The sequence below is a fragment of the Flavobacterium piscis genome (genome assembly GCF_031457575.1).
Taxonomy (GTDB): Bacteria; Bacteroidota; Bacteroidia; order Flavobacteriales; family Flavobacteriaceae; genus Flavobacterium; species Flavobacterium piscis_A.
In genome coordinates this window covers 351,241-376,192 of the sequence record NZ_JAVDWQ010000001.1, presented here as the reverse complement: position 1 = coordinate 376,192, position 24,952 = coordinate 351,241, and the positions used below count along the sequence as shown (strand labels likewise).

The 24,952-nt window shown below is 35.2% G+C and carries 17 protein-coding genes; 7 read left to right on the top strand and 10 right to left on the bottom strand.

Annotation, left to right across the window (positions count from 1 at the left end; translation table 11 throughout):
- Positions 1-50: 50 nt before the first annotated feature.
- From J2W48_RS01560 to J2W48_RS01540, 5 genes are all read right to left on the bottom strand, one after another.
- Positions 51-1,574, bottom strand: coding sequence for an alpha-isopropylmalate synthase regulatory domain-containing protein (locus J2W48_RS01560; protein WP_310277025.1), 1,524 nt, complete (start codon positions 1,572-1,574; stop codon positions 51-53).
- A 127-nt stretch (positions 1,575-1,701) separates the two neighbouring features.
- A complete protein-coding gene (leuD, locus tag J2W48_RS01555; protein WP_310277022.1) occupies positions 1,702-2,298 on the bottom strand; it encodes a 3-isopropylmalate dehydratase small subunit in 597 nt (198 codons plus the stop codon).
- A gap of 163 nt (positions 2,299-2,461) precedes the next feature.
- Positions 2,462-3,856 (bottom strand): 3-isopropylmalate dehydratase large subunit, encoded by a 1,395-nt coding sequence (gene leuC / locus J2W48_RS01550; RefSeq protein WP_310277018.1) that lies wholly within the window; start codon positions 3,854-3,856, stop codon positions 2,462-2,464.
- Between the two features lie 661 nt (positions 3,857-4,517).
- The gene (locus tag J2W48_RS01545) at positions 4,518-5,642 is read right to left on the bottom strand and encodes a Gfo/Idh/MocA family protein (protein ID WP_310277015.1); all 1,125 of its coding nucleotides are present in this window, start codon (positions 5,640-5,642) and stop codon (positions 4,518-4,520) included.
- 238 nt (positions 5,643-5,880) lie between these two features.
- Positions 5,881-6,375, bottom strand: coding sequence for a hypothetical protein (locus J2W48_RS01540; protein WP_310277012.1), 495 nt, complete (start codon positions 6,373-6,375; stop codon positions 5,881-5,883).
- Between the two features lie 179 nt (positions 6,376-6,554).
- On the opposite strand from J2W48_RS01540, the gene dnaE reads away from it, so the two are divergent.
- The gene (gene dnaE, locus J2W48_RS01535) at positions 6,555-11,093 is read left to right on the top strand and encodes a DNA polymerase III subunit alpha (RefSeq protein WP_310277009.1); all 4,539 of its coding nucleotides are present in this window, start codon (positions 6,555-6,557) and stop codon (positions 11,091-11,093) included.
- Between the two features lie 175 nt (positions 11,094-11,268).
- Positions 11,269-12,207, top strand: coding sequence for an outer membrane beta-barrel protein (locus J2W48_RS01530; RefSeq protein ID WP_310277006.1), 939 nt, complete (start codon positions 11,269-11,271; stop codon positions 12,205-12,207).
- Positions 12,208-12,383: 176 nt separating this feature from the next.
- Here J2W48_RS01530 and J2W48_RS01525 read toward each other — a convergent pair whose 3' ends face one another.
- The 4 genes from J2W48_RS01525 to J2W48_RS01510 all read right to left on the bottom strand — a co-directional run bounded on the left by J2W48_RS01525 (position 12,384) and on the right by J2W48_RS01510 (position 18,571).
- Positions 12,384-13,376: a Gfo/Idh/MocA family protein gene (locus J2W48_RS01525; protein WP_310277003.1), complete on the bottom strand. Its 993-nt coding sequence runs from the start codon at positions 13,374-13,376 to the stop codon at positions 12,384-12,386.
- 248 nt (positions 13,377-13,624) lie between these two features.
- A complete protein-coding gene (locus tag J2W48_RS01520; protein ID WP_310277000.1) occupies positions 13,625-15,733 on the bottom strand; it encodes a prolyl oligopeptidase family serine peptidase in 2,109 nt (702 codons plus the stop codon).
- Between the two features lie 134 nt (positions 15,734-15,867).
- Complete coding sequence (locus J2W48_RS01515; RefSeq protein ID WP_310276997.1) at positions 15,868-18,075, bottom strand: TonB-dependent receptor; 2,208 nt, start codon at positions 18,073-18,075, stop codon at positions 15,868-15,870.
- Between the two features lie 142 nt (positions 18,076-18,217).
- Positions 18,218-18,571 carry a hypothetical protein gene (locus J2W48_RS01510; RefSeq protein ID WP_310276995.1) on the bottom strand — a complete coding sequence of 118 codons (354 nt, stop codon included), beginning with the start codon at positions 18,569-18,571 and terminating at the stop codon, positions 18,218-18,220.
- A 211-nt stretch (positions 18,572-18,782) separates the two neighbouring features.
- Here J2W48_RS01510 and J2W48_RS01505 point away from each other — a divergent pair, with 211 nt between their 5' ends.
- A complete protein-coding gene (locus J2W48_RS01505) occupies positions 18,783-19,499 on the top strand; it encodes a porin family protein (RefSeq protein WP_310276992.1) in 717 nt (238 codons plus the stop codon).
- Here J2W48_RS01505 and J2W48_RS01500 read toward each other — a convergent pair.
- Positions 19,494-20,099, bottom strand: coding sequence for a hypothetical protein (locus tag J2W48_RS01500; RefSeq protein WP_310276989.1), 606 nt, complete (start codon positions 20,097-20,099; stop codon positions 19,494-19,496). The genes J2W48_RS01505 and J2W48_RS01500 overlap by 6 nt on opposite strands.
- 133 nt (positions 20,100-20,232) lie before the next feature.
- Between J2W48_RS01500 and J2W48_RS01495 the strand changes: the two genes are divergently transcribed.
- The 4 genes from J2W48_RS01495 (at position 20,233) to J2W48_RS01480 (ending at position 24,920) form a co-directional block, all read left to right on the top strand.
- A complete protein-coding gene (locus J2W48_RS01495) occupies positions 20,233-22,701 on the top strand; it encodes a bifunctional UDP-N-acetylmuramoyl-tripeptide:D-alanyl-D-alanine ligase/alanine racemase (RefSeq protein ID WP_310276985.1) in 2,469 nt (822 codons plus the stop codon).
- 69 nt (positions 22,702-22,770) lie between these two features.
- Complete coding sequence (mscL, locus tag J2W48_RS01490; RefSeq protein ID WP_310276981.1) at positions 22,771-23,157, top strand: large conductance mechanosensitive channel protein MscL; 387 nt, start codon at positions 22,771-22,773, stop codon at positions 23,155-23,157.
- A gap of 162 nt (positions 23,158-23,319) precedes the next feature.
- A complete protein-coding gene (locus J2W48_RS01485) occupies positions 23,320-24,309 on the top strand; it encodes an aspartate-semialdehyde dehydrogenase (RefSeq protein ID WP_310276980.1) in 990 nt (329 codons plus the stop codon).
- Between the two features lie 104 nt (positions 24,310-24,413).
- Positions 24,414-24,920 (top strand): SMI1/KNR4 family protein, encoded by a 507-nt coding sequence (locus J2W48_RS01480; RefSeq protein ID WP_310276977.1) that lies wholly within the window; start codon positions 24,414-24,416, stop codon positions 24,918-24,920.
- The last annotated feature ends 32 nt before the right edge of the window (positions 24,921-24,952 follow it).

Here is a 24,952-nt window from a genome sequence, read left to right as displayed (position 1 = left end):
GACAAAGATTAAAAACCTTTGTGCCTTTGTCGCTCTGAACCTTTGTCCCTTTATTGAGTAATTACATTCAGCATTTTTTGAGTGGCGATAATCGCCGCAACTGTTTGATCTGAATCCAATCCTCTTGTTTTGAATTCTTTTCCGTTGTTTACCCAGGTGATAATAGTTTCGCACAATGCATCCGAGCTGCTTCCCGGAGGAATTCGAACTGCGTAATCAATTAATTTTGGGAGCGTTAATTTTTTGCTTTTATATATTTTAGATAAAGCATTCATAAAAGCATCAAACTGACCGTCGCCCTGAGCATTTTCTTCGATGATTTCTCCATCAATTTTTAATAGCAAAGTTGTTGACGGACGCATTCCTTTTGAGTGCACTAATATATAAGATTCAATGGTGATTTTATCTTCGTAAGTATGACTGTCCAAAACATCTGAAATAATGTATGGCAAATCTTCCTTGGTAACTGTTTCTTTTTTATCGCCTAATTCGATGATTCTTTGGGTAACCAATTTCAAATCTTCCTGATTTAATTTTAAACCTAATTCCTGAAGATTTTTTTCGATATTCGCTTTTCCTGAGGTTTTACCTAAGGCATATTTTCGTTTTCTTCCAAAGCGTTCCGGGAGTAAATCATTAAAATATAAATTGTTTTTATTGTCTCCGTCAGCGTGGATTCCGGCAGTTTGAGTGAAAACATTATCGCCTACAATTGGTTTGTTGGCGGGGATTCTGTATCCTGTAAAAGTCTCAACTAATTTACTTACTGAATATAAAGAGGTTTCTTTTATGTTGATGCTTACCTCTGGCAGATAATCATTTATCACGGCTACGGTACTTTCAAGTGGAGCATTTCCGGCACGTTCTCCCATTCCGTTTACCGTTACATGAAGCCCCTTGATGCCGGCCTTGACAGCTTCCATTACATTGGCAACACTCAAATCGTAATCGTTATGGGCATGGAAATCGAAATGAATTTGTGGATATTTTGCAGTAATTTTCGAAATAAACTCGAAAGTTTTTGTCGGAATTAAAACCCCTAGTGTATCAGGAAGCAAAATTCTTTTTACAGGCTGAGTGGCTAAAAAATCTAAAAATTGGAAAACATACTCTGGTGAATTTCGCATTCCGTTGCTCCAGTCTTCCAGGTAAACATTGGTTTCAATATCGTTATCTTTTGCTAAAGCGATGATTTGTGCAATTTCAGAAAAGTGTTGTTCGGGTGTCTTTTTTAATTGATGCGTTAAGTGATTCATTGAGCCTTTGGTCAACAAATTCTGTACTTTGGCGCCTGCGTTTTTCATCCATTCTATTGAAACACCACCGTCTACAAACGAAAGTACTTCAATACGATTAATATATCCTTTTTCGGTTGCCCAGGATGTGATGCCTTTTACAGCCTGAAATTCTCCTTCACTTACCCGAGCCGAAGCAATTTCGATTCTGTCAATATTTAATTCTTCCAACAATAATTGTGCAATGGTCAGTTTTTCTGCAGCAGAAAAAGATACTCCGGAGGTTTGTTCACCATCACGGAGGGTCGTATCCATTATTTCAATTTTTCTTTTTTCCATATTGATTTTCTATATTTCTTTAAAAGTGAAATTATAGTTGGTTTTTATATTACCCCGTCATTTAATTTAGAAAGACCCGACAGGTTCTTGAAAGCTGTCGGGTCTAATAGATTGAACAAGATTTCTTTTAGTAAGGAAGTTTATCGGCGAAAGTCACAATATCTTCCTTAATATTTTGCAAATAATCAATGTCATCAAAGCCATTAATCATATTGTTCTTTTTGTATCCGTTAATAGCAAAAGATTCTTGCTGACCAGTTGCCAATAAAGTAATTGTTTGGTTTGGAAGGTTGATTTCCAATTCAGTTTTAGGATCAGCTTCGATTGCCTTAAAAATAGTTTCAGCAAATTCAGGGCTGATTTGAACTGGCAAAACACCAATATTCAAACAGTTTCCTTTAAATATATCTGCAAAAAAACTTGAAACTACAGCTCTGAAGCCGTAATCGTACACCGCCCATGCAGCGTGCTCTCTTGAAGATCCTGAGCCGAAATTTTTTCCTCCAACTAAAATTTTTCCGCTGTAAGTTACATCGTTTAAAACGAAATCAGCTTTTGGAGTGTCATCTCCGTTGTATCTCCAGTCTCTGAAAAGATTATCTCCAAAACCTTCACGTTTTGTAGCTTTTAAGAAACGTGCCGGTATGATTTGATCTGTATCTACGTTCTCAATTGGCAGCGGCACTGCACTGCTCGTAAGTATATTAAATTTATCGTATGCCATTTTTGAAATTTTAGATTTTAGATTTTAGATTTTAGATTTTCTTTTGAAAACTTAAACTTAGAATCTAAAAATGTTTTGTATTAAATAATGTTGATTAATTTTATTTGAAGAAGTTTAGATGAAGATTACTTGCAGCAAGAATCTAAAATCTAAAATCTCCAATCTAAAATAATTCCCTTGGATCTGTCAATTTTCCGGTAACAGCAGCTGCAGCAGCCATAATCGGACTTGCTAAAAGCGTTCTTGAACCCGGGCCCTGACGACCTTCGAAATTTCTGTTTGACGTACTTACGGCATATTTTCCGGCTGGAACTTTATCATCGTTCATTGCTAAACAAGCAGAACAACCCGGCTGACGTAATACGAAACCAGCTTCGGTTAAAATATCCAATAAACCTTCTTCTTTAATCTGAGCTTCAACAACGTGAGATCCCGGAACTAACCAAGCGGTAACATTATCTGCTTTTTTTCTTCCCTTAACAATTTCAGTAAAAGCCCTAAAATCTTCGATACGTCCGTTTGTACAACTTCCTAAGAAGACATAATCAATTGGTTTTCCAATCATTACATCATCTTCATGGAAGCCCATGTAAGCTAAAGATTTTTTATACGTTTCCTCACCACCTTCAACCTGATTGGCGTTTGGAATATGTTTTGTGATACCAATTCCCATTCCAGGATTTGTACCATAAGTAATCATTGGTTCAATATCTGAAGCCTTGATGTTTAATTCAGCATCAAAAACAGCATCAGCATCGGTTTTTAAAGTTTTCCAGTATTCAACTGCTTTGGTCCAGGCTTCACCTTTTGGAGCAAATAATCTTCCTTCAAGGAAATCAAAAGTTTTTTGATCAGGAGCAATCATTCCACCACGGGCACCCATTTCGATACTTAGGTTACAAACCGTCATACGACCTTCCATGGTCATGTTTTCAAAAACATCTCCGGCGTATTCAACAAAATAACCAGTTCCTCCGGAAGTTGTCAATTGAGCAATAATGTAAAGGGCAACATCTTTAGGACCAACACCTTTGCTTAATTCACCATTTACGTTGATACGCATTTTCTTTGGTTTCGGCTGCATGATACACTGTGTAGATAAAACCATCTCCACCTCAGAAGTTCCGATACCAAAAGCTATAGCTCCAAAAGCACCATGAGTAGACGTGTGAGAGTCTCCACAAACAATAGTAGCGCCTGGCAAAGTAATTCCGTTTTCAGGACCAACTACGTGTACAATTCCGTTTTTAATATGACCTAATCCCCAGTGCGAAATTCCGTATTCGGCAGCATTATCTTCTAGCGCTTTAAGCTGGTTTGCAGATAAAGCATCTTCAACTGGTAAATGTTGGTTTATGGTTGGTGTATTGTGATCTGCAGTTGCAAAAGTACGTTCTGGGTATAAAACCGAAACGCCTCTGGCTTTTAATCCTAAAAAAGCAACAGGACTCGTAACTTCGTGAATGAAATGGCGGTCAATAAAAAACACATCTGGTCCATCTTCAATTTTACGCACTACATGTGAATCCCATACTTTGTCAAATAATGTCTTACTCATTTTTTATTTTTTTAATTGTAATTGTATAACTAAAGAAACTTGCTTGTAATTTTAATCGAAGTTCAAAAGTAAAAAAAGTTATATTGTTGTCAATTGCTATATTTCGTTTTATACGATACCCAAACATTTGTGTTTTGGGTTAGTAAACTATTGCAACTTTATTTATACAAGGAACAATAGTTACAAAAGACAATAATTTTTTTTCAATCAAACAGCAATTATTATTTTACTGATGTTTTTAATAATTTGCAAATTTATTGCTATTGTGCTATAAAATAACAGGTTTTGCTGTAAAAAATATAACATTTTTAATTGAAAAAGTAACAAATATGAAGTTTATTTTGAATTTCTTATTTCATTTTTGAAAAGTAATTTTGGTTTATTTGAAATAAAAAAATGCTGGTCAAAAGATATTTTTTTAGGAAATACTACGACATCCAAAAAGCAAATATTTTGATTTTTTTAATTTAATATCCGGGATGAACCCCGTAGGTTGTAATTAATTCTGAAGAGTTATTTTTGGAAGTTTAGGTTTTTTCTATAGAGAATAAGAAAGAAAAAGCTTTTCGGGAATTTCACTTTTACGGCAAAACTTTAAAATGAATTTGGAATGTTTTAGCCAAAAGTATTCCATTTTGATCAGGACAATTTATCTATTTAATTACCATTCAATTGTTACTCTTTTTCCTGTATTCATTGCCTTGTAAATTGCTTCAATTATTTTCATATCCCTACGTCCCATTTCTCCCGGCACAATACTTTCCTGGTTGTTTTTAATTGATATTGCAATGCCGTCCATTTGTTTTGCCTGTTGTGAAAACTTTGAAAAATTTAGTGTTTTGCCATCAGAAGTTGTGCCTTTAATACCATCATAGCTAAAGGCCGGACTTAACTCAAACCAGCCTTTTTCGGCTTCGGCCCTTAATATGTTTTGATATTCGCCTGAATAACTTGTTCTGCATTCCGCAATTGCTCCGTTTGGCATTTCCATTTGCCAGGTTAATGTTTCCTCGACGTCTATAAAAACTTCTTTGTCACTTACAGGAGGGCTTTGAGCGGTTACTGCAACTGGAAGCATTCCGGTAGTGTAAATTATGCCTTGTAAACAATAGATGCCTAAATCCATCAATGGACCTCCGCCAGCATATTTTTTATCCAGTCGCCACCAGTTTTTCTTAGGGGCTTCAAACGCAAAGGCAGCATTCATTTTTTTTATTTCGCCATATTTTTTTTGTGTTCCCATTTTTACCATTTCCAGATGATAAGGATCAAAATGCAAACGATAGCCTATGGATAGTGATTTACCCGCTTTTTTACACGCTGCAATCATCTCATCACATTCTGCAACAGATACTGCCATTGGCTTTTCGCAAATAACATGCTTGCCAGCCTGGGCTGCTCTTATGGTATATTCGGCATGCATTGAATTTGGTAATACAATGTATACAATGTCAATATCAGGATTATTTTTTATGCCATCAAAATTGTCGTAATTGTAAATATTTTTGTCTGCAATATTATATTTTTCTTTCCAGTAAGGAATTTTTGATGGAGTTCCTGTAACAACTGCTGCCAAATAGCAATCCTTGGTTTGCAACAATGCAGGTGCTAATTGCTCTGTAGCATATTTGCCCAAACCTACTAGTGCTACGCCAAGTTTTTTCTTTTTACCAATTAATAATTCATCAAAGTCTACAAATGATGAAAGTAGGGGTAAACCTAGTGTGGTAATACTAACAGTAGATATAAATTTACGTCTTGAATTATCTGGGATATTTTTTTCCATAGTGGTTTGGTTAGATGCAATTATTTTACTAAATACTTCGCTATTTGTGTTAATTGTTTAGTTTAATATTCCATATTCAAAATTCAAAAATTCAGATTTAGAATAAAATTTAGTGTTGTCTGATGCAGGAATAGTTACTTGTGGATATTGAAAATAACCAATTTAGTAAATAAAATTGCTGCCCCAGGATTAAATTATTACATAAATTTTCATGATTATTTGTTGACAAAGTGAAGCATTAATCCTGTTTAAATTTGGTTATAAACCAATCCATTGCTTTGTTAGCAACTGCTAAATCATCTTCGCCGGAAGCTCCTGAAAATGTGGATATAAGATATCCGGAATCAATTTTTTTTATGATTCCACCGATGTAGTCAAATTCCCCAACTTTTACAGGTCTGACTTTACTTCCACTATTTTGCAATGTTTCAGCCATTTCACTTGCTTTAGAATAGGCAATGGCAATAAAATTATAACCTTCATTGCCCGTGGCTCCTGCCACAATCATTTTTGATGTCCAGGATTGGGTTTCATTACCGGGAATATAAGAAACCAGTCCAACACCTTTTATATTCATACGCAGCGCTTCCTGTTTCATAATCTCCAAAGCTTCATCAGCATGACTGATAAATGTTTTTTCTGCTTTTATTTGTTCTCTTGATATTGCTTGTGCTGTAGCGGTATGGCTTGCTGTTATCATAATGATAGCTAATAAGAGTTGTGTTAGTCTCATTTTCAGTACTTTGTTTTAACGAAGTTAATTAAAATAGAATTAAGTTTTTATCATTTTGTATTATTTGATTCCTGCAAATGAATGTTAATAACTTCCCTTTCCATTTCGCTTAAAAATAAACTAATTTTGAAGTTCTATTTTTGTATTTTTATAAAACTGCAATCACCTCATTTATAGCTATGTACTTAATATTCGATACCGAAACAACCGGATTACCAAAACGCTGGGACGCTCCAATTACCGATTCTGATAACTGGCCTCGCTGTATTCAGATCGCATGGCAGCTGCATGACGAAATGGGACAGCTTATCGAGCATCAGGATTATTTGGTGAAACCGGACGGATTTAATATTCCGTATGACGCCGAACGTATTCACGGAATTTCGACTGAACTGGCTGAAGCCGATGGAATTTCGCTGGCTGAAGTTTTGGAGAAATTCAATATTGCGTTAAGCAAAACCAAATTTATTGTGGGTCAGAATTTAGGTTTCGACGTTAATATTATGGGAGCTGAATTCCATAGAATGGGAGTAGACTCACCTATGAGTTCAATGCCGGTTCTGGATACCTGTACAGAAGTTACCGCTTCATTATTACAACTTCCGGGAGGTCGTGGGGGAAGATACAAATTGCCAACCTTAACCGAATTACACAGTTATCTTTTTAATAAACCTTTCGCGGAAGCGCACAACGCTACTGCCGACGTTGAGGCAACTACGCGTTGTTTTTTAGAATTAATTAGAAGAGAGGTTTTTACCAAAGAAGAACTGGATGTTCCGAAGGATTATTTTAAAGAATTTCAAAATAGAAATCCGCAGGAATTTCCGTTAATTGGTTTAAAACACATCAACTTAAAAGCAGCTTCTGACAAAATCAGAGAGCAAATCAAAGCTTTACAATCTGACGACAAACAAACTACGGTTTCGGACTCTGACAGAGAAGATTTTAAAGCGGCGAAATATGCACATTTACATAATCATACGCAATTTTCAGTTTTACAATCGACTATAGGAATTGGTAATATTGTCACAGCTACAGCCAAAAATGGAATGCCTGCCGTAGCTATGACTGATACTGGAAATATGATGGGTGCTTTTCACTTTGTGAGTGCGGTGATGAACCACAACAAGGCAGCTTCAGCAAAAAATAAAGCTTTGGCAGAAAGTGGTGAAGAACCAACCGAAACTGAAATGAAACCAATTGTTGGTTGCGAATTTAATGTTTGTGACAATCATTTGGATAAAAGTAAAAAAGACAATGGAAATCAGATTGTATTATTGGCCAAGAACAAAAAAGGTTATCACAATCTTGCCAAAATGTCGTCGATCGCCTTTACAGACGGGTTTTATTATGTTCCGAGAATTGATCGAAAAATTATCGAGCAATACAAGGGAGACATTATGGTTTTGTCTGGGAATTTATACGGAGAAATCCAGAGTAAAATCCTGAACGTTGGTGAAAACCAGGCCGAAGAAGCTTTAATTTGGTGGAAAGAACAATTTGGTGATGACTTTTATCTGGAAGTCATGCGTCACAATCAAGAAGATGAAAATCGTGTTAACAAAACCCTGATTGAGTTTTCGCAAAAGCACAATGTCAAATTAATTGCGACCAATAACACCTATTATTTAAATAAAGAAGATGCCAATGCACACGACATTTTGCTGTGTGTAAAGGATGGTGAAAAACAGGCAACACCAATTGGCCGTGGCCGCGGATATCGTTACGGATTACCGAATCAGGAATATTATTTCAAGTCGGAGGAAGAGATGAAAAAACTCTTTTCTGATTTGCCTGAAGCGATAATCAATATTCAGGAAATTGTCGATAAAGTTGAGATTTACTCACTTTACCGAGATGTATTGCTTCCTAAATTTGATATTCCAGAGGAGTTTATAGTTCCTGAAGATGAAGCGGATGGCGGTGTAAGAGGAGAAAATAAATACCTGCGCCACCTAACAATGGTTGGAGCGAAAAAAAGATATGGCGAGATTACAGAGTCAATTCAGGAACGTCTGGATTTTGAGTTGTTGACGATTTCGAATTCCGGATATCCCGGTTACTTTTTGATTGTACAGGATTTCATTGCCGAAGCCAGGAATATGGACGTTTCAGTAGGGCCTGGACGTGGATCTGCAGCAGGATCTGCGGTAGCCTATTGCTTAGGAATTACCAATATCGACCCGATTAAATACGATTTGCTTTTTGAGCGTTTCCTAAATCCGGACCGTGTGTCGATGCCCGATATTGATATCGATTTTGATGATGAAGGCCGTGGTCGTGTAATGGATTACGTAATCAATAAATACGGTAAAAATCAGGTTGCGCAAATTATTACGTATGGTAAAATGGCAACCAAATCAGCGATTCGTGATACTGCTCGTGTACTGGATTTACCGTTATTTGAAGCGGATAGAATTGCAAAACTGATTCCGGGAATGATGCCGTCTAAATGGAACTTGGCTCGGTTTATTTCTGAAAGCGAAGAGGATATTAAAAAAGCACTTCGTTCTGATGAATTTGATAATGTAAAAGAATTAATCGCGATTGCCAATGAAGATGATTTGGCCGGCGAAACCATTCAACAGGCGAAAATCCTGGAGGGATCGATGCGAAATACCGGAATTCACGCCTGTGGGGTAATTATTACGCCATCAGATATTACGAATTTCGTTCCTGTTACCACCGCAAAAGATTCTGATTTATATGTAACACAGTTTGATAACTCGGTTGCAGAAAGTGCAGGATTGCTAAAAATGGACTTTCTGGGTCTGAAGACCCTTACGTTGATAAAAGATACCGTTAAACTGGTAAAATACAGAACCGGAATTGAGCTGGATCCGGATACTTTTCCAATTGATGATCCTGAAACTTATGCACTTTTTCAAAGAGGAGAAACGGTGGGGATTTTCCAATATGAGTCACCCGGAATGCAGAAATACATGAAGGATCTGAAACCGACAGTTTTTGGGGATTTAATTGCGATGAATGCCTTGTATCGTCCGGGACCATTAGAATATATCCCGTCTTTCGTTCGAAGAAAAAATGGCGAAGAGGAAATCAAATACGATTTAGATGCCTGTGAAGAATATTTGGGAGAAACCTACGGAATTACAGTTTACCAGGAGCAGGTAATGCTTTTGTCACAGTCATTGGCTGGTTTTACAAAAGGTGAGGCAGACGTTTTGCGTAAAGCGATGGGTAAAAAGCAAAAAGACGTTCTGGATAAAATGAAGCCTAAATTTGTCGAGCAAGCTGCAGAAAAAGGACATGATGCAAAAATTTTGGAGAAAATCTGGAAAGACTGGGAAGCTTTTGCGAGTTACGCCTTCAACAAATCACACTCGACTTGTTATGCCTGGATTGCGTATCAGACGGCTTATTTAAAAGCACATTATCCGGCAGAATATATGGCGGCGGTTCTTTCGAATAATATGAATGACATCAAACAGGTTTCCTTTTTTATGGAAGAGTGTAAACGAATGGGTTTACAGGTTTTAGGACCTTGTGTCAATGAATCCTTTTATAAGTTTACCGTAAATGATGATTATGCTGTTCGTTTTGGAATGGGAGCCATCAAAGGAGTAGGTTCAGGAGCTGTAGCGACTATTGTGGAGTGCAGAAAAGAGGCAAGATACAAATCGATCTTTGATTTGGCGAAACGTATCGATTTGCGTGCAGCCAATAAAAAGGCAATTGAAAACTTAGCTTTGGCTGGTGGTTTTGACTCCTTTGAAGGAACTACAAGGGCACAATATTTTCATGATGATGGTGACGGAATTACGTTTTACGAAAAAGCAATACGTTACGGGTCTAAATTCCAGGAAAATGAAAATTCATCACAGGTAAGTTTGTTTGGAGAAACCAGTGAAGTACAAATTGCAGAGCCTATAGTTCCTCCATGTGAAGACTGGAGTACGATGGAAAAGCTTGCCAAGGAAAAAGAAGTTGTGGGTATTTATATTTCGGGACATCCTTTGGATGATTTTAGATTTGAGATGAAATATTTCTGCAATGCCAGATTGGAAGCTTTAAAAAGTATGGAATTATATGTGGGTAAAAACCTGACTTTTGCCGGAATCATTAATAATGTTCAGCATCGTGTAGCTAAAAATGGAAAGGGCTGGGCAATGTTTAATTTAGAAGGTTATGATGAGAGTTATGAGTTCAGGATTTTTGGCGAAGAATATCTAAAGTTTCGTCATTTCTTAATTCAAAATAATTTTGCTTTCCTGAAAGTCTTAATAAAAGATGGTTGGGTGAATCATGATACTGGCAAAAAATCAGAACCAAGAATGCAGTTTGTTGAGGTAAAACAATTGCAGGATGTTTTGGAAACCTTTGCTAAAAAGCTGGTTCTTTTATTGAATATTAAAGATCTGCAAACCGAGTTTATTCATAAGCTGAGTCATTTATTTAATGACAATAAAGGAGAAAATTCCGTGACTTTTGAAATAATGGAGCTAGAGAAAATAAAACGATTGGTAGAGGTTGAAACGACAAATGAATTTGAGGAAACCGAAGATGCTGTTTTTACAGATGAAAATGATGATGCAGAAATAGCCCTTGAAGATACCAAAATAAAAGAAGTAACAGAGGTTGAAGAAATAAAGGTAGTTACAAAACTGACTATGCCAAGCCGAAGGCTAAAAGTAAAGATATCTAATGAATTGCTGCAGGAATTGGAAAAGATGCAGATTAACTTCAAACTCAACTAAAAATTAACAGTTAAAATTTAATTGATAATTTGTTTTTTCAGTTAAAAATATGCGTGCATAGTAATTTCTGATATTATTGTTTTTCAAATCAATAATAATGATTGACAGGGTGGAAATGTTGTAATAAAAGAAAGTTTAATTATTATAAGTTTGTACTCAATTAATAAAGAAAATTATGAAAAAGCATTTATTTTTAATCGGATTTATGATTTGCTCTATGGTGACAATAGCGCAAACAGATAGTGCAGATAAGCCTGAAAGCTGGTATTTTAAATTAGGAGGATCATACTTTATTCAGACAGCTGCAACAGAATTTCCAATTGTAAATGGTCAGTTGCCTAATACGGATGTTTACGCAGCTGATGGAACTACTTTAATTTCGAGAGAAACAAATCATGGTTCATTTGGAGAAGGTTTTCGGACCGGATTAACTGCAGGTTATCGTTTTTCAACTCGTTTAGGAGTTGAAATGGGGATTAACTATTATTCTAGTGCTGATAAATTAATGGTTGAAACTACCAATCGTTTAGTTGCTACTTCGCCAGCAAATATTTTTGTGACTGGAGATGCTGTAGGAAAAATTAGGGCTTGGGATTTATCACCTTCATTAGTGTTGTTTTTGGGAGAAAATAAAGGTTTTGAACCTTATACAAAAGTAGGAGTTATTGTTCCTATTCATGGAGATTTGACTATTGAGACTAATCGCGAGTATTCTACTGCAGCAGGCGTAATGGCAAAAACGTATTCTGAAGATGTTGTAAAACCTAACCCAACTATTGGTTTTATGGCCGCTTTAGGCACATCTTATAAATTAGGAACACGTATTTCAGTTTATGCGGAATTAGAATACCGTAATTTTACAGTTCACGGAAAAAGTAAAGAAACTGAAGTTTATACTGAAAATGGTGAAGATAAATTGAATACTACAACAAACTTCAGAGCGGCTTCATATTCTGCGAATCATACTAATTATGTAGATAAATTAACTACAAGTTCTAATAGTAAAGTAACTAATCCAGATGGTTTTGATGATACAAAAGCTACTGACGATATTAGTTCCTATGTTGGAATTAGCGGTGTAGGTTTGACTTTTGGATTACGATACAGTCTATAATTCTAAAGAAGTTTAGTCTTAAAAAACGAAAGAGGATATTCTATAACGAGTATCCTCTTTTTTTGTTCTTATGAAAACTGAAGCCATAGCCCTGATGGGAACGATATCCTTTTATGCCGGGGTTCGGCATAAAAGATACAGCGGACAGCAGGAACAGCTCCTTATTTTAATTATGCTTATTTTGAATTTCTAAATTCCTTTAAAACTTCATCAATAACCCACGTTGTTCTTGCTGCCGAAGTTCCTTTTGAAGGTGAAAATCCTTCTTTGCCTAAAAGCTCTTCCATAACGGTTTCAATAAAAGGCTGCTGAATGTGTAGCGGATTTTCGATGGTGATGGTTTCCTTATCTCCATTTGCGTATTCAATTTTAATTGGATCGTTGCCGAAGGTTGAAAAGGAGATTTTGCCTTTATCACCTACAATTTCCGTATTATCGTAACGCTCAAAACTGGCAAAATTCCATAAGCCAGTACCGTGAATTCCGTTTTCGAATAAAAAGGACATTGAAACTGAATCTTCGGCGGGATACGCTTTTAATTGAGAAGTTGCATGCCCGCGGACAGATTGAATTGGTCCTAAAGCAAAATCAAGGAAATCTAAAGTGTGGCAGGCTAAATCGACAAAAATCCCACCTCCTGAAATGTGCGGCAAAACCGTCCAGGGAAGATTGATTTCGTCATCGTAGCGTTCTTCAAAAGGATGGTATAAAACGCAGTTTACATGTCTTATAGCTCCAATTTTATTCTCATCAATTACCTCCTTTATTTTTAGAAAACGGGGTAAACTTCTTCTGTAATAAGCAACAAATAACGGAACATTATGCTCTTTGCAAACACTGATCATTTCATTGCATTCTTCAAATGTCAATGCCATTGGTTTTTCAACATAAACCGGTTTTCCTGCTTTGGCGCATAAAATTGTATATTCCTTGTGTGATGATGGAGGTGTTGCAATATAAACGGCATCAACTTCAGGGTCATTAATCAGGTCAATTGCATTTGAATACCATTTAGGAACATTATGGCGTTTGGCGTAATCTTCAGCAAGTGCTGCATTCCTTCGCATGACGGCCACTAAAGCAGAGTTAGGCGCTTTTTGAAACGCTGGTCCGCTTTTAACTTCAGTTACATTTCCACAGCCTATGATTCCCCATTTGATGATTTTCATTGTTTATTCTTTTAGATATTCAAATTTAAGGTTTATTGAAAAAAAGTCAGTAGCTAATTCACGAATTATTTTTCACGCAGATTTAAAAAAGATTTTAGCAGATTTAGATAAAAAAAATCTGCCTAAATCTGCGGAATCTGCGTGAAACAAATTATTTGGCTGTTTTTAAAAACAAAACCACGAACTCACAAATTAGTTGAAGGTAATTCGTGAATTCGTGGTTTGAAAAAAATGAAGTGTTTAAAGTACTACTTTTTAGGCAAAGCTTTAAATCCCATATTGTAAAGCGTGAACGCCTGAATATCTACGTTTTCCTGAATCGTTGCCGCAACTGATTTTCCTGCTCCGTGTCCTGCTTTTACATCAATCCGAATCAAAACCGGATTATCTCCTGTTTGTTTTTCCTGTAATTCTGATGCAAATTTAAAACTGTGTGCTGGTACAACACGATCATCATGATCTCCTGTAGTTACCATCGTTGCAGGGTATTGAACTCCTTTTTTTACATTTTGTACCGGAGAATATCCTTTAAGATATTCGAACATTTCTTTATTATCCTGAGCTGTTCCGTAATCGTAAGCCCAGCCTGCACCGGCTGTAAAAGTATGGTAACGCAGCATATCCATAACGCCAACGGCTGGCAATGCTACTTTCATCAGATCAGGGCGCTGTGTCATAGTGGCGCCCACTAATAAACCTCCATTAGAACCTCCGCGGATGGCTAAAAAATCTGATGAAGTATATTTTTGAGCAATCAGATATTCTGCTGCAGCGATGAAATCATCGAATACATTTTGTTTTTGCAATTTAGTTCCTGCATCATGCCATTTTTTTCCGTACTCGCCACCTCCTCTTAAATTGGCAACAGCATAAACTCCGCCGTTTTCCATCCAAACTGCATTTGCAATACTAAAACCAGGTGTCAGACTAACATTGAATCCTCCGTAACCGTAAAGAATTGTTGGATTTTTCCCGTCTAATTTTGTCCCTTTTTTATAGGTAATAATCATCGGAATTTTGGTTCCGTCTTTTGAAGTATAAAAAACTTGTTTCGATTCGTAATCGTCACTTTTGAAATCTACTTTTGGTTTTTGATAAATATCTGATTTTCCGGATTTCGGTTCAAATGAAAATATAGACCCGGGAGTTGTGTAATTGGTAAAGCTGTAGTACAAAATCTTTTCTTCCTTTTTACCGCCAAAACCTGCGGCTGTACCTACTGCAGGAAGTTTTATTTCACGAATTAATTTTCCGTTATAATCATATTGCTCTACTAATGAGACGGCATCTTTTGTGTAGTTGGCAAAAAAGTATCCCCCACCAGTTGATGGTGATAAAATATTTTGTGTTTCCGGAATAAAGTCTTCCCAGTTTTCTGGTTTCGGATTGCTTACATCAACAGTTACTACGCGTTTGTTTGGTGCATTCAAATCAGTTTCAATAAACAATTTGCTTCCTTCGTTTTCGATAATAGAGTTGTCGCTGTTAAAATTGTCGACAATAGTAATTATAGGGCTGTTTGGCTTTGTCAGGTCCTTAATATACAACTCGTTTCCATAAGTGGAATTGGCAGCTGTAATCACTAAATAATGGTTGTCTTCAGTAACATATCCACCAACATATCTGCGTTTTTGATCTAATCCAAAAATAACCTTGTCTTCTTTTTGAGAAGTTCCTAATTTATGGAAATACAATTTGTGCTGATCTGTTTTAGCTGACAGCTCGCTTCCTTTTGGCTTATCATAGCTGGAATAATAAAATCCTTCATTACCATGCCATGAAACACCACTGAATTTCACATCAATTAAAGTATCTTCTAAAACTTTTTTAGACAATACATCAATTATAATGACTTTTCTCCAGTCGCTTCCGCCTTCAGAGATTGCATAAGCTGCTTTAGATCCGTTTTTAGAAAAATCCATGCCTCCAAGTGAAGTAGTTCCGTCTTTAGAAAAAGTATTAGGATCTAAAAAAACTTCATCATTTCCGTTTTTACCTTTTCGGTAAATTACAGATTGGTTCTGAAGTCCGTTATTTTTAGTATAATAGGTAAATTTTCCTTCGGTAAAAGGGGCACTTATTTTTTCGTAATTCCATAATTTTTCCATTCGTTGTTTCAATGCATCACGAAACGGAATTTGATTTAAATAACCATAAGTAACTTCATTTTGAGCTTTTACCCAAGCCTCGGTTTCAGCTGATTTGTCGTCTTCGAGCCAGCGATACGGATCATTTATTTTGGTGTCGAAATATACATCAACAGTTTCTCCTTTTGTAGTTTTCGGGTACTGAATTTTGCTTTGACCAAATGAAATTCCTGCAGTAATTATAGCCATTATAAGAATTGATTTTTTCATAGTTTATTTTTGCGTTTATAACAAAAACATAAAAAATTGTTGTAAAAAATTGTTTAAACCATATAGGCAATTAAGTCCATTTTAGTTTAGGCTTAGCTTAAATTTACTTATATGGCTTATATGGTTAGAAAATATTACAGATTAAAATTCACTCCCAGAACGATATTACGACCAATATTCGGAATCCCGTCTGTTTTTAATCTTGAAAGGTGCGCGATGTATTCTTTATCAAATAGATTGTTTCCGTTCAGGTTGACATCAAAAGCAGTTTTTCCTAATTTTACAGTTCCTCCAAAACCTAAATTGACCAAAGTATAACCTTTTGAAGCCGTTTCGAACCCACTAATATTTTTCTGGTCAAAAGTGGAAGAAACATTTAAAGTTACAAAACCTTCTTCCAGCCAGTTTTTAATTTTGAATTCGGTTCTAATGGTATTATTCCAATTGTTGGCAGGAATCAGGGGTAAATAATCTTTGTTATCTTTTTTACCTGTAACAGTTTCAAAACTCGTTTCAAAATGTAGCCAGTCCAATGGGTGCGGATGAAAATGCAACCCAGCTTCCCCACCGTATAATTGAGCATTATCCTGAACATAAGCAAAAACATCATTGTCGTCTAAAGTTTCTCCAGTTGGTGAAGTATAGATGTAATTATTTATATGATTGTAAAATCCGTTTATGAAAAACTCAAAGTGCGAGTTTTTGTATTCTAAATTCAAATCGGTCTGAACATTTTGCTCAGTTTTTAAATCGCTGTTTCCAATTTCATAGCGATTCGTTCCTTCATGAACACCGTTTGAAGTTAATTCGGCTAAATTTGGAGCTCTAAAACCTGTCGCTATATTTAGTCGGAGTGTCAGAGGTTCAGCCAATTTAGTTTTATATCCCAAAGAAGCATTAAAGCTGTCGAATGATTTGTCTAAAGCCTGAAAATAACCTTCTTCACCTTGAATTCCGTGCGCTTCAGAGGTAACGTTTCGGTTATCAAAACGTAATCCTGCTTGTAAAACGTTAGAGTTCCATTCGTAATTGGCAGTTCCAAAAACTCCAAAATCGTTGGTAGTGGCATTCGGAATCAAGTACTCTTCGCCAGAATTTTTATTCGTTTGATGCATCCCCTGAATTCCAATGATGGTTTCAATTTTACCAAATTTCGGAAAATGATATTTTGTATTATAATTAAAAGTTTTCAATTTCATTCTAAGAGCAGCATCGTTGCTGTCTTCAAATTCGCTACGATCATTGGCAATGTAGCCCAAATCAACATCTAATTTTGAATTTTCAAAAAAGATCACATTGTTTAAACTCAATAAATGGTTGAAAATGCCTTGTCTCGGAAATTGTGTGTCTTTGCTTGAAGATTGTGCTGCAATTCCATCTTCCGGAATTCCGATATCCAATTTATTATAATTGTATCTGAACACACTTGAAAAAGTAGCGTTGCTGTATCCAATTCCGGTTTTAAAATCGGTTTCGTTATAGCGGGAATTTGTTACACGATCACCATCGGCAATTTTATAATCTGAATGTGTGTTAAAACTTCCACGTGCTAAAAACTTCCAATTATCTGTAGACGTTTTTAACCCAATTGATGAGTTGCTTCCTTGGGTATTCGTAAAATATTTTTGACTGAAGTTGGCCTTAAACGCATTCGCATCAGCAAATTTTTCAGGATTAAAATACAAAACGCCACCCAAAGCATCAGAGCCATATAATAAAGAAGCGGGACCTTTGATGATTTCTACGCTTTCTATTCCGGCATCATTTAAGCCTAAACCATGCTCGTCCCCAAATTGCTGATTTTCGATTCGGACACCTTGTGAATATACCAAAACACGATTGCCACTCAATCCTCTAATAACAGGTTTTCCGATAGAAGTTCCGGTTGAAATCTGCGAAACTCCGGGAATAGTAGCCAAGCCTTCTATTAAGGTTGAAGTTCCTTTTTGTTGTAATGTTTTGATACTTTCATGCTCCACCTTCATTACGTTTTGTGATTGTAATTTATTGAAAGCAGTTGCTACGATTACTTCATCCATTTCAAAAACAGATTCCGAAAGAGTAATATCTAAAGTGTTTTCCTTTACTAATTTAGGGATAGTTTTATTTTGTGTTGTATATCCAATAAAAGTAAAAGCAATACGTAAACTTCCGCTTGGAAGATTAGTCAATTCGTATTTTCCGTTTTCGTCTGTTGTTGTGCCTTTGTGTAATTCAGGTGCATAAACAGAGACACCTGGTAAAGGCTGGTTCTCAGAATTAATTATGGTTCCTGAAACAGAATTTTGAGCAGAAAGAAAGCCCGAAAACCCTAAAATAAGGGCTGTGATAATATTTTTCATTGAAAATGATGCTATAATTAATTTGATTTTCCAGTTATGTTTGAAATCAAAACGAAAATAAGTTTGGTTCTGAAGAGTCAGATAGAAGATAGAAGATTTCGGATTTTGAATTCAATTCTAAGATTATTCGAATATATCGAATTTATGAAATTACAGCTGGAGGAGGGCCTCGTAATGAATATAAACTTCCTGAAAACGAAACAGTATTTTCAGAATAATGAAAGAAATAAGGTACTTGCTGATTTGAGGAATAAATTTCAAAACAGAATTTTTCAGGAGCAATATAACTTCCAAATGCGAAAAGGCATACAAAACAAGAATCGTAATCATTATGCTGATGCGTAATTTCACTATTTACATCACTATAATCGTGATAACACTGTTTTTCTGAAAGTTGTTTTATGATATGCTCATAACTGTGAACTGACTGAAACAGTATGGAGAACAATACCATCAGCGCCAGAGAAATACTTGTTATAAGTTTTCTTTTTTTCATACAAGACAAAGGTATAAAAGAGTAAATAAAAAAAGTAAGATTCTAATCCTTTTTATTAGAAAAAAATCAATAAAAGTTTTTGTTATTAGCGAAATTCAGAATAATTGTATAATAATCGATTCTTAAAGTATCATTATATTATATTTGTAAGTGTAATAAACAATCTTAAAAAAAACGTTTATTTGAAATCCCTTTAAAACCAAAACCTGATATGCGATTTATTTTTAGTTGTTTATTTTTAGTATCATTTTTTAGTGTTTTTTCGCAGGATGAAACGAAACCTGAAGCAAAACCTGAAATAAAACCTGTGGTTAAAATTGACTCTTTGTATCGAGAAGATCAGTTTTATATTGCAGTTACCTATAATCTTTTGGTTCAAAGCCCTGACGGTTTAAAACAAGATAGATTTTCCGCGGGATTGTCTTTTGGTTTTTTGCGTGATATGCCTGTTAATAAGGAAAGAACAGTTGCTATTGCTACTGGTCTTGGTTTAAGTTATAAAAATTATTATCAGAACCTGACTATTATTAATCAACAGGATGGTACACATACCTATGGCGTTAACTCATACAATGAATTCGCATCGAATAAATTCAGGCAATATTTGGTAGATCTTCCCATAGAGTTCAGATGGCGAAATTCGACTTATGAAAGCCATAAGTTTTGGAGGATATATGGAGGAGTAAAATTCAGTTATGTATTCTCAGACAAATCAGTTTTGAAAGATAGGGAAGATACCTATATAATAAAGAATAATCAGGATTTCAATAATTTTCAGTACGGACTTTATCTTTCCAGTGGCTTCAATACCTGGAACATTTATGCTTATTACGGTTTAAGTCCATTGTTTAAGTCTGCCAAAACCCAGCAAGGCGAAAGTATTGATATGAGAAGTATGAATATAGGCCTCATTTTTTACATCTTATAGCCACAAAAACAGAAACAAAACTTGCGGAAGTGTCCCTATTACTAATCCTATTAGTAATTCTTTATTGGTGTGTGCATTCATTTCTAAGCGCGAAGAAGCTACAATTCCGGTAAGTAAAACCAAAAAGGCCGGCCAATACGGATTATGCAGTTGTAAGTGCATGTTCAGGCCAATGACAAAAACGACAAAACCACTAATGGCCATCATATGCAAACTGGCTTTTATCTTAAAAAGTGAATAGATCAAGGCTATAATAGTACTGAACAAACCTCCCAGAAAAAAGAAATGAAGTTCAGGGTAACGGGTGATGACAATGCTTCTTTTTACTAATAGAATAAATAAAAAACATTGTAAAATTAAAGGTATAATTCGTTGAGAAGTTTCATGTACCATGACTGATTTTACATTTCCAGTAGAACGAAGCAATAAGAAAAACAATATTGGGACAATAACAGTAATAATCAGGATTTGAAATAATACATAATATTTTTCCTGATTGGTAAACATGTCTTGTTTGTAAAAAAGATAAAATAAAGTCGCATACATCGATATAAAAATAGGATGCAATATATAAGAAAATAAAGGGAGAATTCTTTTCAAAACAGTAAAATTTGAGGTGTTCAACAAATATAAATGAAATATAAATACGATGTTCTAACCGATTTATTTTTTAAGAAAATCACAACTCTTTTCTATCTTTAATGTTTTAAATTTGACAAAAGAAACTTTTTCAATGAGCATAAACCTAAAAAAACTTATTACAGTTCTTGACGCAGAATGGAATGGCTTAGATGCTGATGTTTTAATTGATCATATTTCAATTGACAGCCGTTCATTGCAAAACGGTTCACAAACCTTGTTTTTTGCTTTGTCGGGTGTTAACAATGATGCTCATTTATTTATTTTGGAACTTATAGAGAAAGGGGTTCGAAATTTTGCTGTCGAATATATTCCTGAGAGTTGCAGTGGGAAAGCCAATTTCTTAATCGTAAAAAGTACATTACATGCACTGCAGGATTTTGCTGCTTATTACCGTAGTCTTTTTCATTTTCCGGTTATCGGTTTAACGGGAAGTAATGGTAAGACGATAGTAAAAGAATGGCTGAATTTTTTGCTTAGTCCGGATTATAATATTATCAGAAGCCCAAAAAGTTATAACTCTCAGGTTGGTGTTCCCCTTTCTGTAATTGGAATTAATGAAAAACATAATTTAGGCATTTTTGAAGCCGGAATTTCGACGGTTAACGAGATGGACAAACTCGAAAAAATCATCCAGCCTGACATTGGAGTTTTAACGAATATTGGGTCAGCCCATGATGAAGGTTTTTTAAATTTAATTCAGAAGATAGATGAAAAACTACTGTTATTCAAAGAAAGCAAGGTAATAATCTATCAAAAAGCTCCCCTTGTAGATTCTTGTTTGTCTCAATTTTCTGCAGAATATTTATTACATTCCAGAATCCTTTTTTCGTGGAGTTTTACAGATGAGACGGCTGATGTCTTTATCCTGAAAAAAGAAAATCAAGAAGAAACAACTAGCATTCAATTTCAATACAAAAACGAAATTCTTGATTTGGAAATTCCGTTTAGGGATAATGCTTCCATAGAAAATGCTATTTCCTGTTTATTGGTTTTGCTCTATCTTGAATATGACACAGAAACGATTCAAAACAGAATGCAATTATTGTATCCTGTGGAGATGCGATTGGAGGTTAAAAACGGAATCAACAATTGCAGTATTATTGACGATAGTTACAGCTCTGATTTTCAGTCTTTAAAAATTGCATTGGATTTTTTGGAAAGTCAAAAAAAGAATGCTGCTAAAACGGTTATTTTATCGGATATTTTTCAGAGTGGATTTTCCAATGAGGAGTTGTATTCTAAGGTAGCGCAGTTAATTTTAGACAATAAAGTCAATCGTGTAATAGGTATTGGTACAACAATATCCTCTTTTGCAGCTAAATTTTCTAACTGTATCACTTTTCAAAACACAGCTGAATTTATTTCTAATTTTGAAAGCCTTGATTTTGCTAATGAAACTATTTTAATAAAAGGTGCCCGATCTTTTAGATTTGAAGAAATTGTATCACTGCTTGAAGAGAAAACGCATGAAACGATTTTAGAAATTAACCTCAATTCTATTAGTCATAATTTGAGTTTCTTTAAATCAAAGCTAGCTCCGGATATTAAAATAATGGTGATGGTAAAGGCTTTTGGTTATGGAAACGGTGGTTTGGAAATAGCCAAACTACTGGAGCATCATAAGGTGGATTATCTGGGCGTAGCTTTTGCCGATGAAGGGATTTCACTTAAAAATGGAGGGATTAAATTACCTATAATGGTTTTAAATCCTGAATCGACAAGTTTTCCATCCATTATTCAACATCAGTTAGAACCTGAAATTTATAGTATAAAAGGATTAAATGCATTTTTAAAAATTGCCAGGGAAAAAAACCTGAAAAACTTTCCAATTCATATTAAACTGGATACCGGAATGCATCGTTTAGGTTTTGAAGAAAATACAATTGATGAATTGATTTTAGCCTTAAAAGATAATGCATCCGTTCGTATTCAAAGTATTTTGTCGCATATGGCTACAAGTGATGATATGCAACATTATGATTTTGCTCTTTCGCAGATTGAGTTATTTGAAAAGTTATCCTCTAAATTAATGGAAGAATTAAATATCAATCCTATTCGTCATATTCTGAATACTTCCGGAATTAGCAATTTCCCAAACGCACAATATAATATGGTGCGATTAGGTATTGGTTTATATGGTGTTTCTAACGACCCTTCAGAACAAAAATATTTGGAAAACGTTGGTACACTAAAATCCATCATTTCCCAAGTTAGAACTATACCTGCCGGTGACAGCGTAGGTTACGGACGCCGTTTTATGGCTGATAAACCAACCAAAATAGCCACGATTCCAATAGGGTATGCTGATGGAATTTCAAGATTATGGGGGAACGAAGTTGGGTATGTTGTGATTAAAAATCAAAAAGCACCCATTGTAGGAAGCGTTTGTATGGATATGTTGATGGTAAATGTGACGGAAATCGATTGTAAAGAAGGAGATTCTGTCATTGTTTTCGGCGAAAGCCCAACAGTTATGGAAATGGCCAAAGCATTAAAAACCATTCCCTATGAAATTCTGACCAGTATTTCGCAACGGGTAAAACGTGTGTTTTTTAGATAGGAATAAATAACTTTCGACAAAATTATGTATTTTAGATATCAATTATTAGTAACTTAAAGAAACAAAATTATGGGGATGCTTTCAGAATTTAAGGAATTTGCAATGAAAGGCAACGTGGTCGATTTGGCTGTCGGAGTTATAATTGGAGCTGCTTTTGGTAAAATTGTAAGCTCGTTAATTGAAAATGTAATTACACCATTGTTACTAAAACCAGCATTAGATGCAGCGCAATTGTCTACCATCGAAGACCTCACGGCTTTTGGCGGAGTAAAATACGGACTGTTTCTTTCGGCAGTAATTAACTTTATAATTGTGGCTTTTGTTTTATTCCTGATCATTAAAGGAATTAACAACCTTAAAAAGAAAGACGTTCCACCACCACCACCACCACCACCACCCGCAGGACCAACCCAGGAAGAATTACTTATACAGATAAGAGATTTATTAAAAAAATAATTCCGCTACACTATTGTCTAATTAAACCGTTCAAATAGAACGGTTTTTCTAATTTGTTTAATTTGTAACATTTTGTTATTTTTTGTGAATCGAATTGTTTTACTTTTTATTATAGTTACTTTTGTACCATAAAATAAAATATTCATAACAAAAAATATAAAAATGAGAATAGCGGTTGTAGGCGCCACCGGTATGGTTGGCGAAATAATGTTAAAAGTTTTAGCAGAAAGAAATTTTCCGGTTACAGAATTAATCCCGGTTGCATCTGAGAAATCAGTGGGAAAAGAAATAGAATATAAAGGTCAAAAATATAAAGTGGTTGGTTTGCAGACAGCTGTAGATATGAAAGCTGATATTGCTGTTTTTTCAGCAGGTGGTGATACTTCATTAGAGTGGGCCCCAAAATTTGCTGCTGCCGGAACAACAGTTATTGATAATTCTTCTGCATGGAGAATGGATCCTTCCAAAAAATTGATTGTACCGGAAATAAACGCTGATACCTTAACCAGAGAAGATAAAATTATTGCAAATCCAAACTGTTCTACTATTCAAATGGTATTAACACTGGCTCCTTTGCACAAAAAATACAATATCAAAAGAATTATTGTTTCTACTTACCAGTCTATTACGGGAACAGGTGTAAAAGCGGTTAGGCAATTAGAAAATGAATACGCTGGAATTCAGGGAGAAATGGCTTATAAATATCCAATTCACAGAAACGCAATTCCACATTGTGATAGTTTTGAAGAGAACGGATACACGAAAGAAGAAATGAAATTAGTTCGCGAAACTCAAAAAATTCTCGGAGATAATACTATAAGAGTAACAGCAACAGCAGTTCGTGTACCTGTTGTAGGTGGTCACAGTGAAGCGGTAAATGTTGAGTTTACAAATGATTTTGATGTGAATGAAGTTCGGGAAATTTTGCATAATACTGATGGAGTAGTGGTTCAGGATAATTTAGATACTTTTACGTATCCAATGCCACTTTATGCAGAAGGTAAAAATGATGTTTTTGTTGGAAGAATCCGTCGTGATGAAAGTCAGCCAAATACTTTAAACATGTGGATTGTTGCTGATAACTTAAGAAAAGGAGCAGCGACCAATACGATTCAGATTGCTGAATATTTGATTGCAGCTGGTTTGGTGTAACCTGAGGTTAAAGAAAAATTGTTATAATGAAAACCGTAATTGCGAATCGTGATTACGGTTTTTTTTTATTGAAAAATGGATGTAATTTAGAACTAAAAAAGTAAATGAATTTCGATAATTATAAAATAATCCCAAATTATAATACAAATAAAACAGATTTATTCCTTGCGGAAAAGGAGGAAATCCTGGCGTGTGAGAAAACGTTGAATATTGTATTTGATGAAGATTATAAAGAGTATGTCTTAACATATGGGAGTGGTATTCTGGGCGGAACCTATGTGAGGATATATCTTCCTGAAACAATCATAGTAACAATAGCAGAGTGGAAGAGGAGAATATCTGAATATTGGTTTTGGGATGAAGGAAAAGATATTTTAACCAAAGAAGAGGTTTTGGATGCTGTTAGAATTGGTGATACTTATGATGGTGATGAAATTATTCTTTTTAAAAAGGAGTATTTTATTCTGTCAGGACACAGCGAAAGTATTTACAAAATCGGAAGCACGCTAGCAGAAACTATAACCTGGCTGTGTTCATCAGGAGTTTTGACTGAGGCCTTTTCTGAAAGAGAATTTGAGCCTTTTGATCCTGATGATTGGATCAGGAATTAATATTTTTCAGAGCCTGTTTAAATTTTAAACAG